The organism is Aeromonas sp. 9A (assembly GCF_963900955.1).
Taxonomy (GTDB): domain Bacteria; phylum Pseudomonadota; class Gammaproteobacteria; order Enterobacterales; family Aeromonadaceae; genus Aeromonas; species Aeromonas salmonicida.
In genome coordinates, this window is the sequence record NZ_CAWRFG010000001.1 from 2,362,245 (window position 1) to 2,374,625 (window position 12,381).

Below are 12,381 nucleotides of genomic sequence, written 5' to 3' on the forward strand. Positions count from 1 at the left end.
GATGGGATCTACTCCACTTTTATCGCACTGATCTGCCAGATAGCCCGGCCGTAATAGAGCTTGTTTTGCAGTTCGGGATATTGATCGAACGGATAGACAAGGAACAGGGGGCCTTTGTCGCGCACTGACAGTGGCTTGCCATTCATCGTGCGGGCTAGGATGACCTGATACTGCTCGGCATCGCTTGCCGGCACCTGTACCGAATAGTCATTCAGCGCGGTAATGGTGAGCTGTTTGCCGGTTGCCCCGACTTTGGCCAACACATCTTGCAGCAGGGGGCCGCGAAAGGTTTTGGCTTCGTCATACCAGGGGGTATGGGTTTTGATTTCGTGTACCGGCAATTGATCCAGCATGGCGCTATCCCACAGGGCCAGGGCCTGATGTGTGGGGCTGCTGATGGCGCCTTCTACCTTCAATACGGCGTTGTCAGGCAAAGGTGCTGCGTGTGCTGCACCACAAAGGGCTGCCAGTAGCGGTGCGATATAAAGGCCTGCTTTCATGATGTCTCCTTCCTGGAATAAAGCGGCATGCGTGCCGAGCGAACGGTGGCTTGTGAGGTGTTTCCAGAGACAAGCAATAATCGGGCCCGGTGCAATGATCGCAAATTATCCGCTTTTTAGCCGGTTACCTGGTTACTTCGGATAAAGTGAGTTGCAGTTTGCAACATTTGACATGTTCTATTTGCAAATTGGCAACAAAAACGAGGTGTTGGGGTAGGTAAACAAGGCGCAAAGAGTATCATTTGGAGAACAAGCACACTGGTGCTTCTCGGCATAACATTTGCAGCGTGGTGGATGCCGTAACAGCGCAGAGTCTTAGAATCGACAAGGAGCTAGCGATGGAAAGCATGACTTACACCCTTAATGATACCCAGGTTGTGGTACTGGAAAACGAGTTTGACGCGATGGCCGTCAGTGAGCTCCGCCCGTTGTTTGAAACCCTCTCGACCCACCCAGGAGATATCCTGGCTGATATCAGCGATGTCCATTTTATCGACTCGTCAGGTATCGGAGCCTTGGTATTTCTGTATAAAAGATTGATTATGAACGGGCATCAGATGGCGCTTGTGTGTGGCCCTGGCCAACCCCATGACCTTCTTGAAATGCTGCATATCGACAGGGTGATCCCCTGCCATGAGAGCGTCAAAGCCTATATGCGCTCCCGTGGCATGATGGCAGTTGCGTCATGAAGCGGTGGGGTCTCCTGTTCTCTTCTATTGTCCTGTCGGGTTGCGCGCAATGGCCGCCGGAGGGGTATGGTGGCATGTCAGAGGCAAGACCCACCCGTATTCCGGTCAATAAGGATGAACGGCGGGTCTGGTCTCGTTATGATGAGCGTCAGAAGGAACTCGACTTGCAGCTGACGCAATTAAAGCAAGCGAGCCTGCAGGGGTGTATGCCTGCCGAGTTGAAACGACTACAATCTCAACGTATTGATATCGAACGGGATATGCACGGACGGCTTTGGGCGGAGGTAGCCTGGCGTCAGACCGTGTTGGCACAATCACTACAACAAGTACGTTTGCGGCTGCAACAGACAACAGCGGATGGCTGTCGTGCTGATTGGTCAGGGCTCCCCTTACGCCAATGGGGGCAGACGTAACAGACGAAAAGGATGTCTATGAAACGGGGCGCTCTCGAAGGATTGATCTGTGTTCTCTTGCTGTTGTTCACCTGCCCGTTACTGGCCTCCACCTTGTTGGCTCCTGGCGATCGGTTGGCCATAGTGCAACCCGGTGAGCCTGCTTTTGATAAGCCTTTCCAGATCAACAAGCAGGGTGAGATTGCACTGCCTGAAGTCGGCAACGTCGTGGTGGGTGGGAAGACCCTGCCACAGGCGGATGAGCTGATCCGCACTGCCCTCAAACCTGTTTACAACAACCTCTCTCAATTGACCGTCACCTTGCTGGAGAAGCGGCTGCTGATCAGCGTGATGGGCTATGTCAAAAAACCCGGCAGTTATGATCTTGCGCCCGATGGCAACGTGCAGATGGCCCTCGATGCCGCTGGCGGGCTGGTGCCCGGTGCCCAGCTCAACAATATGCAGGTGCGGCGCGGCAACACGGTCTCGAGCTTTGACTACAAGCGTTATCTCGATACCGGCGATGCCAGCGTCCTGCCGCCATTGCAATCCCTCGATGTGGTGTTCGTGCCAGCTTCTCCGTTGATCGGCAACGTGCAGATCGATTTTGATGCCGCGACCCTGGCAGCAGGGGGCGATGGCGATACCGGCAAGGCGATCAAGGTGTTTGGGGAGGTCAACAGCCCCGGCGCCTTCAGCTTCAAGAGTGGCAACTCCATCGTGGATCTACTGATGCGGGCTGGCGGTGTGACCCGCTTTGCCGGGGTGGAGCGGATCCGGGTGATCAATGGTGATGCCCCCGAACTGTTCGATCTCAAAGCCTACCTCGACTCCGGCAACAACAAGCTGCTGCCCAATCTGGCGCCGGGCGCCACCATCTTCGTACCCAAGGATGAAGAGCAGATAAAACGGGGGGCGCGCACTATCTACATCATGGGCGAGGTGTTCAAACCCGGTGCCTATGAGGGGCGGGAAGGGGACTCCTTCCTCGATATTCTGGCCAATGCCGGTGGCCCGACCCGCTATGCCGAGAGTCGCCAGATCCGTTTGCTGCGGACCGATGGCACGGTTGAGCCGATCGATCTGCAGGCTTACACCGAAGGCATGAAAAAGGTGCTGCCCCAAGTCAAACCCGGTGACGCCATCTTTGTGCCGGAAAAGACCGATATCAATGAGAAGTCCTGGTTGAAGGTGGCGCCCGGTCGGGCGGTGATGGTGATGGGTGCAGTGCGGATCCCGGGCCGTTATGAATGGTCTGACGAGATGTCGCTGCTGGATCTGATCGCCCACGCCGGTGGCCCCAACGAGCGGGCCGATATCGCCAAGGTGCAGATCCTGACCGCTGAAGGGGGGCAGGCCACGCCGACGCTGTTTGACCTCGACAAGTTCCTTCATCAGGGGGGAGCGCTGGCCAGCCTGCCGAAGATCCGTGCCGGATTCACCATCATGATCCCCGAGCTGCCCACCGATCCCAGTGACAACAAGTCCCAGTGGGTGCGCCAGTCGCCGGACAGCTCCATCTATATCTTCGGTCAGGTCGGGGCGCCCGGTCGCTATGCGTTCAACGAGCAGATGGGCTTTATCGACATTCTGTCGGCAGCCGATGGCCCGACGGCGGCGGCGGATCTGCGCAATGTGCGCATTGCCCATCGCAATGGCAGTACGGCCCGGGTCAGCAAGCTCGACCTTGCCATGTACTTTGAAACCGGGGATGAAACCTTGTTGCCCAAGGTTCTGCCCGGTGACTCCATCTACCTGCCGGAAAAGAATCGTCCCTGGCTCGATGAGCCCAAGGAGAACACCATTCGGGTGCTGGGGGCGATAGCCCGCCCCGGTCGCTACCGCTTTGACTCCTCCATGACCTTGCTGGATCTGCTGGCTGAGGCGGGAGGCCCGACCAACACCGCCTATATCAAGAAGATTGTGGTGATCAACATGGCCACCAGTGGTCAGGGGGATCAGGCCCGCAGCTTCGATCTCGATGGCTTTGCCAAAGAGCCTGATTTTAGCCAGTTGCCGGTGCTGCGCGCGGGTGACACCGTCTTTATCCCTGACAGCAAGAGCAGCAACTGGGCCATTTTCATGGATGGTATGCGCGACATTCTGACCACGATTTCGGTGGTGGCCCTGGTCGGGACGCTTTGATATGAGCATCCCCATTCAATATCTGGAGCTCGAATCCCTCTACGCGGCGACGGTCGCCCGGGGGATCCGCTCGTTGGCAGTCACCTCGTCGGAAGGTGGAGAGGGGGTGAGCTCCATCTGCGATGCGCTGGCAAGGCGCTCGGAGGCGGATGGGCTGCGCACCCTGCTGGTGGATCTCAATCTCTATCACCCCGGCCGCGCCCCGGCGGTTGCCTGGGGACCCAATGATGTGCCCGAGCCGGTGGCCAATGGTCGCTCCTTGTCGCTGCTCCCGGCGCCGGGCAAGGATCTGATGGCCTTTCGCAACAAGGATACCTTGCGCCAGCTGCTGGTTCGCTGGCTGGAACATTACGATGTAGTCATCTTCGACACCTCGCCGCTCACCGCTCTCAATCGGGGCAATATTCCGGCCGATCAGGTCTGTGGTGCCTGTGAAGGGGCGCTGCTGGTGGTACTGGCCGGGGTGACCCCGACGACAGTGGTGCAAAGTGCAGTGGATAAACTGACTCGTGCCGAAGCCAATCTGATTGGCGCTGTCTATAACGACAAGCTCAACCCGGGGCTGGCCAGCGAGATCCTGCGTGAACTCAACCGGCTGCCCAGTAACCGGGTGACCGAATGGCTCAAGCGCTGGTGTCGGCGCAGTGCCTTGCTCAATTTCCGGATCTGATCGCCCGCTGATGGAGGCATGATATGGATGACTGGTTGCGATCTGCTCCGGCAACCCTGCAGGCGGTGCGCGAACTGCGCAACCGGCTGGCACAGGGGCTGTCCCTGTTTCAGATCTCCACGCAGGATCAAGCCAACTGGCTGCTCTGTTTCAGTGAACTGGCTACCAATAGCGTCAAGCACACAGACCCTCCCGCTACCCACCTCTGGCTCACCCTGAAAGCAGATGAAACGGGGTTGAGTTTATTGTTGGAGGATGATGGCGGCCCTCAACCCGGTCTTGCCAGTGCGCCGTTACCCGATGAGCTACAGGAGGGGGGATACGGGCTGGCGTTGGTGCATCAGCTGTTTGCCGAGGTCCACTTTTCCCGCGAGGGGGCGCGCAATCGCGTGACCCTTCGCCAACACGGCACGGTCAATCAATTGCCGGTTATTGCGGTGATAGACGATGACAAGGTGATGCGAGCACTGCTCACGGCCTATCTCCATGAGCACTACCGGGTTGAAAGTTATGCCGACTCCCATGCGGCTCTGTTGGCGCTGGGGAAGCAGCCCCCCGCGCTGGTGCTCTCCGACATAGAGATGGAAGGGATCGATGGCTTTGGGCTACGCCAGCAGTTGATGAAGGATCCCAAGATGAAGGGGGTGCCCTTTATCTTCCTGACCGGTCATCAGGATCAGTGGACCCAGAGTCGGGCGGGGGCTTTGGGGATCGATGATTTTCTGGTCAAACCCATCACCAAACAGGATCTGTTGTTGGCAGTTTCGCGGGTGCTGCAACGCTCGATACAGCTCAGGTCGCAATGGGGTGAGCAGCTGGATCAGCGCATGACCTCCGCGCTGCGCCCGTTATTGCCCGCGACCTCGATAGGGGAGTTCCAGCTGGCGTTGCAAACCCGCGCGGCCACCGTAGGGGGCGGGGACTTCCTGTTGGTCAAAGATCGGGTGTTGTGGCTCGGGGATGTAATGGGCCACGATGCGGAAGCCAAGTTTTTTGCCCATGCCTATGCCGGTTATCTGCGTGGCTTGTTGACTGCACACGATCTGGAGCGCGCCCCCGCACGCTTGCTGACCATCTTGTCCAATGCTGTCCACAGTGATCCGCTATTGGGAGCCACCCTGCTCACCACCCTCTGCATCGAGCTCGGGAACGAGGGGCGGGTGCAGTGGGCCAGTGCGGGCCACCCTGCGCCCTGGCTGGTCGGGCCCGGCTCCATTCGCCAGGTCGGCGTGACCGGCCCCTTGCCCGGTTTGCGCCCGGACCCCCATTTCGTGACCAATCAACGTCAGCTCAAGCCCGGCGAGATACTGTTGTTCTGGACCGACGGCTTGCTCGATAGCCGTGATGCCGTGGAACGTCAGCGCTGGGAGTCGCAGCTAAAGGAGATCTGCCTGACCTCGGGTCCCGGTCTTGAGCAGCTGGCTCATCGTATCGCCCACTGGTTTGATGAGCGCATCAATGATGCAGCCCTCGACGACATGACCCTCTTGCTGGTCGCCTGTCCCGGAGCCTGATTCTGACTCTCTTTACCTGACTGGCCCACTCTATGCAGTGCTTCATCTCAGGTGGCATGGTGCCACGGGAGGAGGGGGCTTATGTTACCCATGCAAAAAATCTGGCTGGCCATCGATGCGCGTCAGGTCGGTGGAATTGAAGTTCACATCATCCACCTGGCCAACGATCTGCTGGCAAGAGGGCTGTTCCCCACCGTAGTGCTGGTGAGCAACCATGGCATGACCCCCTTTACGATCCTGCTCAAACAGCAGGGTCTGCCGTACGAGGTATGCCGCAATAGCCGTGATTTTGTGCGGCGGCTGGCTCGTCAACCTGCATCTGTTTTGCTCCACACCCATGGCTATAAAGCCGGGATCTTGGGGCGTCTGACGGCCTGGTGTACCGGCAAATCGGTGGTTTCCACGTTTCACAGTGGTGACGAGGGAGAAGGATTACTGAAGTTGTACAGCTGGCTGGATCGTATCACAGCGCGTTTTGCGAAGTGTATTGCAGTCAGTGAGCCGATTGCTCGCAGATTGCCAGTGCCGAGTACGGTGATCAGCAACTTTGTGCCGATGCCTGCGACGCCGGCATCGGTTGCAGGTAACCGTATTGCGTTTGTCGGCCGCCTCTCGCCAGAAAAGGGGCCGGAGGCGTTCTGTCAGTTGGCCGCATTGTGTCCGGACGGGGAATTTCATCTTTACGGGGATGGCCCCTTGAAGAGCGCTTTGTGGCAGCAGTATGGGGATCGGGTGCAGCTTCATGGCTTTCGAACCATGGCCAATGAGTGGCATAACATAGACCTGCTCTGTATTACCTCCCGTTTTGAAGGACTGCCTCTGGTTGCCCTTGAGGCGATGGCACATGGCATCCCCGTTTGTACCTTTGCGGTGGGGGGCTTGGTCAACCTGATTTATCACAAATCAAATGGTTGGCTGGTAGAGCCCGGCCATGTTCGTGACATGGCGGAACTGGTCAATTACTGGCTGCGCAGTGACGAAACGACGCGCAGCAGAATGAGCCTGGCGGCGCGCAACACCATCGCCAGAGGTTACAGCGTAAACAACAGAGTGACCGATATTCTGGCCGTCTACGGGGCCTGAATAACGGGGGATAACCGCTCAAACGAGTGGCTACTGGCCACTCGTTTTTTATGTGCCGGGGCAGGGGGGATGGGGTAGATCACCTCTGTGATCATGCGGCGCTTGGGGTTCGGGGATTGGCTAAGGTGGCATCAATGCCTGCGGATTGATCTCCCACATGATGGCGATCACGCCGTCGCCTCGTGCTTGATCACTGCGGATGCCCCATAAAAAATGCCATTGCAGTGGCAGTGGCAGTGGCAGTGGCCTGATGGGCGTTGAGGTGTGGCTGACGTTTGTGCAGCGGGATTAGCGTCCCTTCTTGCCAACCATGATGGCGATCGTCTTGCCGATGATATGTACATCCTGCACCAGCCAGCGCCAGGGGTGGAGCAGCGCGACCGAGTAGGCAAGGTCAAACGCCAGCTTGCTGCGTACATCATCCAGCGACTCGTCGTAGCCCTGATTGACCTGCGCCAGACCTGTGATACCTGGCGCGACCTCATAGGTACGTTCGATAAAGAAAGGCACCGCATCTTCCAGCCGGTTGGCGATCCCTGGCCGCTCCGGACGGGGGCCGATCAGCGACATCTCCCCCTTGAGCACATTGATAAACTGCGGCAGCTCATCGAGTCGTGTTTTGCGCAGAAAGTCGCCGCTGCGGGTGATCCGGCTGTCCCCTTTGCCGCACCAGACCGGCCCCGTACTCGCTTCGGCGTCGGCGCGCATGGTGCGAAACTTGATCATGAAAAACAGCTCGGTATGGCTGGCGTGGCTGCGCCCGATCCGCAACTGACGAAAGAACACAGGCCCCGGGCTATCGAGCCGGATAGCCAGCATGATCAAGGGCCACAGTGGCAGCGTCAGCAGAAGGCCTAGGCTGGCACCGAGCAGATCCATGCTGCGTTTGACCACCAGGGTCAATCTTGGAATAGGGTGTCTCATGCTGCTTTCTCCTGTGACAGGAAGCGTATGGGGGCTCGCAGGCAGTAGCGCAGGGTGCCAATGCCGTTGTACCAGTGTCCGAGTACCAGATAGTGGATTTTGCGAAACAGGTTGGGCCAGGGGGACATAGGGGTCAGCTGGATCAACATGACCAGCAGATATCCCAGCAGTTGCAGCGCCAGCAGTACCTGAAACAGCAGGGATTGCGTTGCCAGCGGGATGGCACACAGCCACAGCAGCATCAGACAAAGTGGCATCAACACCCGCAGCCCCTTGCCGCTGGCAAAGTTGAAGGCAACCCAGCCGAATTTGGGGTGTAGCAGGGGCAGTAAACGCAGCAGTTGCTGGGTATTGCCAGCGCCAATCCGCTTGCGCCGTGTCGCTTCCAGCGCGGCATCCGAAATTTCCAGCTCCAGTGCGGCGCAGCGATTGTCATAGACCGCCCGATAACCCTTGGCGATGGCCTGCATCGGCAAGATAAAGTCGTCGTTGATGGTATCTGCAGCCAGCGGGGTGAGGCACTCCCGGCGCATCATGTAAAACGCTCCGTGGGCACCCAGCATGCCACCAAGGGCTGATTCACAGAGCTTGATCTGGCTTTGATATTGCCAGTAACTCTCCTCGCCCTGGGAGCCGGGTTGCCAGAACCGGTATGCTTCCCCGACTACGCCCACTTTGGGATCGGCAAAATGGGCGACCGCCAGCAGCAGACTGTCGATGGGGAGCAATGCCGAGACATCGGTAAGTGCAACCAGATCACTGTGAACCTGTGTCATGGCCTCGTTGAGCACGGCGACCTTGCCGCGATTGTGACTGTGATCGAACAGGCGGATCTGCAGCTGTTGCAAGGCAGGATCACCGAGTTGGCTGAGTGCAATGGGATAGCTGTTGTCGCGACAGCCGTCGAAGTGCACGTGAACCCACAGCTTGTCGGCGGGGTAATCGAGACTGGCGAGGTTTTGCAACTTGGCTGCAATGGTAGCCGCCTCGTTATAGACCGGCATCAGCAGAGTGATGGTTGGCAGCGCCTCATCGCCCGCTTCGGTTTTGAATCCCCGATCCATGGGGCTGGGATGATTGACCACTTTGCGAGCCCGCCGACCACCGAATTTGAGCAGCAGGGGATAACCGACATGGTGGTAGACCACCAGTACAGCACATAGCCAGAACACGATAATAGTCCACTCCATGGGATACTCCTCTGGTCACTGGGTCGTTATATCAACGGCTGTAAAGCTGTTGATAGGCTTGAGCCATCTGGCTCAAGCTGCTTTGCTGGCACACAAATTCACGGGTGACGGCTCGCAGGCTATGGCAATGCAGCAACCCTTGTGCCAGAAGCTGGGCGAGGCGAGCTGGATCCCGCTCAGACAAGATGTGGCCACTGGCTTGGCAGACAATTTCTCGGGCCGCGCCCACATCGCTCATCACTACCGGCACCCCGCAGGCTTGGGCTTCCAGCACGCACAGCGGCATGCCTTCTGCCAGCGAGGGCAGGCAGAAGAGATCCAGTCCCTGATAGAAGCGCGGCATATTCTCTACCAGCCCCAGAAAATGAACGCGATGGGCGATCCCCAGTTGCTGACACTGTTGTTGCAACGCATTTTGCAAACTGCCGACCCCTGCCAACGCAAGATGCACCTCCTCCGGCAAGGCGCGGATCGCCTCCAGCAGCAAGGTATGACCCTTGACCGACTCAAGGCGAGCCGCGCACCCAATCAATTTGACCTCTTGCGGCAGTCCCATCTCCTGGCGGGCGAGGGCGGCGGCGCCCGGGGCAAAGCGCTGCTCATCGATGCCGTTGGGGATCACGGTTGGTGACAGCTGGCCCAGCCTGGCCAGCAGCTGGTTAGCCACTGGCGTGGCATCGGCCACCAGAATCGGCTTGAAGGCGCGCAGCCCCAACAGGGCCAGCATGCGCTGATGGGGATCATCGAGATACCAGGCATCGTGCTCGGTGTGCACCAGGGTGGGCACCCGGGCCAGCCGACTGGCCAACCCGCCATAGAGCATGGGCCCCAGATGGTGGGTATGCACTGCGTTTGGCTTGAGCTGGCGCAGCAGCCGGGTGAGCCGCCAGAGGGTGGCGAGCGACCAGCCTGCGGGCTTTTCAAGGCAGTGAATGTTGCCTGCGAAGGGATGCAGGGCGGGCCATGCCCTCAGCACATCCTCTTTGCGCCCTTCGAGGGAGATGATGTGCACCGGCTGATCGGCAGGGCTCGCCTGAGTGAGGTTGAGCACCATGGTCTCCAGCCCGCCGGGCTGCAGGTGCTGCACTATTTGAACAACAGGTTGCACGACAGGTTGCACGATGGCGTCCCTGTGAGGATGGGGTCTGTGCGACGGGGTTGATGACAACATGGTTCGCGCTCCGGCAAGGGAAGGGGTAACACCCCGGATAGCGGGAGAATGCGAATCTTGTACCACTCTTGCGATCTGCCTACAGACGCGCTCAGCCCCTCTAGTGGCACTGCCTTTGCATCGTGCCGGGGGAGGGCCTTTCTCAGGGAGTGATGCCATGCCTGTTCAGTTCTATTACAACCTCTACATCATTCTCTTTGCCGCCTGGCGCCGTCGTTATCTGCTGGTGATCCCGGTGCTGGTGATGCCGCTGGTGGGCGTCACGGTCGGCCTGCTCACCCCCAAGGAGTATGAGAGCCGCACCACCTTTATGGTGCCGCAAGATGCTAACCAGACCCCGACCCTCAAGGATCTGATCACCCAGGAAAGCCTCAAAGATCGCTTTGCGGTGCTCGAAGCTCTGCTGCGCAGCCGTTATGTGCTCGACGGGGTGGCGCGGGATCGCGGTCTGGTCAATGACGAGACTCCGGCTGCCCAGCGCGATGCCATCATGGACTGGCTCTCCGGGGCTGTCTCATTGCGGCTGATCGGTGATGAAGTGATTGAAATCAAGGTCAGGGCCGATTCGGCCGCCAACAGTGCCGGTCTGCTCGAAGCCATTTCACGGCGCTTTTTCTTCAATCTGCTCAGCAAGGGGCGCCAGTCGGCTGAATCGTCCGAGCGTTTCCTGCAAAGTCAGCTCGACAGCCGCCGCAGCGAGCTGCAAGGGGCCGAGCTGCTGCTCGCCGACTTCAAGCGGGAGCATGCCAGTGCCTTGCCCCAGCAACAGAGTAGCAACGTCGCCCGGCTCTATGGCTTGCAAGAGCGGTATGCCGAGAGCCTGCTCACCTTGCAGCAGGCCAGGGCCCGGGTCGATCAGTTATCGCTGGGGCAGGAGAGTCAGCTCGCCCGCCAACTGGATGAGAAGCTGCAGCTGATGCGCACCGAGCTGGTGTTGCTGCGGGCCCGTTACAGCGAAGAGCACAGCAAGGTGCAGAGTCTGCGCTATCAGATTGACCAGTTGCAGCAGGAGTTCGAGCAGCTCAAATCCGAGCCGGATATGGCGCGGGGGCCCGAGTGGCAGCTGGCCCAGACGCAACTGACCGACGCAGAGCAAAACGCCGCCGGCTTGAAGACCCAGCTGGATGGACTGGACAAGGTGGTCGATTCCCAAGGTGATACCGAACGCCAGCTCGCCGAGCTGGAGCGGGATCTGGCGGTCAAGCGCACCCTCTATCAGGACTTGCTGCTGCGTTATGAGAAGGCCAAAGTGACCGGCGATCTGGGCAACTTTGAGCAGGGGGAGCGGATCAAGGTGATCGACAAACCCTTTGCCCCCAGCAAGCCGAGCAACTACCCGCTCTGGCTGTTTCTGCTGGCTGGCATTGTCGGCGGACTGGGGCTCGGCTGCGGTCTGGCGCTGGTGGCCGAACTGGCGGATGCCAGCCTGCGCCGCTCCGATCAGCTGTCCGCGCTGGTCAAGGCACCGGTGCTAAGCCGCATTCCCTATTGCGAGCTGGTGCCGGACTATCCATCCAACAGTGATCAGGCGCTGGATGGGCAGGTGCTGCCCCCTGGCTCCTGAGCCGTGTTGATAGCCACAAAAGCTGGCTATCAGCCTGAATCTGGATATTTCTGAACAGGCCTTGTGATAAGGCCTTTTTTAGGGGGATATAAACCGCGACTAAACCCCTTGTGGTTTGATCTCCACAGCTCGTCGATTTTTTCCAGCGCAGATGTGAAATATGATGTGACTCGTTATTTTACCATCTTAAATTTTTCTCTCTGTGAGGTTGGCTATGTTTTCTATTTTTGTTTATTGGCTGCGTCAATGTATTCTGATACAATCGGAACCCAAGGTCGTTTTTGTGTTCAATGTTATTTAATCGACCATTCGATGGTTTAGGTTTTTTATTTGTAATGTGTGATTCGGCACGGTTATATTGAATGCTTTTAGTATGTAGGTGGTTGTTGATTTAGTTACTGTAATGCGATTGGGATAATGATGGAAAGTATGATTTTTCATGAAAGGCTAAGGGATTTTAAAATAATTGAAAAGCAATTAATTGAGTCAAATATATTGCTTAATCCATATAACATTGATTCTGATGATATGTATAAGAT

The 12,381-nt window shown here is 58.1% G+C and carries 10 protein-coding genes; 6 read left to right on the top strand and 4 right to left on the bottom strand.

Annotation, left to right across the window (positions count from 1 at the left end):
* Positions 1 to 8: 8 nt before the first annotated feature.
* A complete protein-coding gene (locus AACX78_RS11105; RefSeq protein ID WP_159166221.1) occupies positions 9 to 500 on the bottom strand; it encodes a molybdopterin-dependent oxidoreductase in 492 nt (163 codons plus the stop codon).
* 338 nt (positions 501 to 838) lie between these two features.
* On the opposite strand from AACX78_RS11105, the gene AACX78_RS11110 reads away from it, so the two are divergent.
* The 5 genes from AACX78_RS11110 to AACX78_RS11130 all read left to right on the top strand — a co-directional run bounded on the left by AACX78_RS11110 (position 839) and on the right by AACX78_RS11130 (position 6,993).
* Positions 839 to 1,189 carry an STAS domain-containing protein gene (locus tag AACX78_RS11110; RefSeq protein WP_159166222.1) on the top strand — a complete coding sequence of 117 codons (351 nt, stop codon included), beginning with the start codon at positions 839 to 841 and terminating at the stop codon, positions 1,187 to 1,189.
* Positions 1,190 to 1,620: 431 nt separating this feature from the next.
* The gene (locus AACX78_RS11115; RefSeq protein WP_159166223.1) at positions 1,621 to 3,726 is read left to right on the top strand and encodes an SLBB domain-containing protein; all 2,106 of its coding nucleotides are present in this window, start codon (positions 1,621 to 1,623) and stop codon (positions 3,724 to 3,726) included.
* A gap of 1 nt (position 3,727) precedes the next feature.
* The gene (locus AACX78_RS11120) at positions 3,728 to 4,396 is read left to right on the top strand and encodes a tyrosine-protein kinase family protein (protein WP_040068147.1); all 669 of its coding nucleotides are present in this window, start codon (positions 3,728 to 3,730) and stop codon (positions 4,394 to 4,396) included.
* A gap of 23 nt (positions 4,397 to 4,419) precedes the next feature.
* Positions 4,420 to 5,910: a SpoIIE family protein phosphatase gene (locus AACX78_RS11125; protein ID WP_159166224.1), complete on the top strand. Its 1,491-nt coding sequence runs from the start codon at positions 4,420 to 4,422 to the stop codon at positions 5,908 to 5,910.
* An 81-nt stretch (positions 5,911 to 5,991) separates the two neighbouring features.
* The gene (locus AACX78_RS11130) at positions 5,992 to 6,993 is read left to right on the top strand and encodes a glycosyltransferase family 4 protein (RefSeq protein ID WP_159166225.1); all 1,002 of its coding nucleotides are present in this window, start codon (positions 5,992 to 5,994) and stop codon (positions 6,991 to 6,993) included.
* 288 nt (positions 6,994 to 7,281) lie between these two features.
* Here AACX78_RS11130 and AACX78_RS11135 read toward each other — a convergent pair whose 3' ends face one another.
* From AACX78_RS11135 to AACX78_RS11145, 3 genes are read right to left on the bottom strand one after another with little or no spacing between them, the layout of a single operon-like run.
* Positions 7,282 to 7,917, bottom strand: coding sequence for a sugar transferase (locus AACX78_RS11135; RefSeq protein WP_159166226.1), 636 nt, complete (start codon positions 7,915 to 7,917; stop codon positions 7,282 to 7,284).
* Positions 7,914 to 9,107: a glycosyltransferase family 2 protein gene (locus AACX78_RS11140; protein WP_159166227.1), complete on the bottom strand. Its 1,194-nt coding sequence runs from the start codon at positions 9,105 to 9,107 to the stop codon at positions 7,914 to 7,916. Before AACX78_RS11140 ends, AACX78_RS11135 begins: the two co-directional genes overlap by 4 nt.
* Positions 9,108 to 9,138: 31 nt before the next feature.
* Entirely contained in the window at positions 9,139 to 10,278 is a 1,140-nt protein-coding gene (locus AACX78_RS11145) for a glycosyltransferase (RefSeq protein WP_159166228.1), read from the bottom strand.
* 157 nt (positions 10,279 to 10,435) lie between these two features.
* On the opposite strand from AACX78_RS11145, the gene AACX78_RS11150 reads away from it, so the two are divergent.
* Positions 10,436 to 11,842, top strand: a complete 1,407-nt coding sequence (locus tag AACX78_RS11150) for a GumC family protein (RefSeq protein ID WP_159166229.1) — start codon at positions 10,436 to 10,438, stop codon at positions 11,840 to 11,842.
* Positions 11,843 to 12,381: the final 539 nt, after the last annotated feature.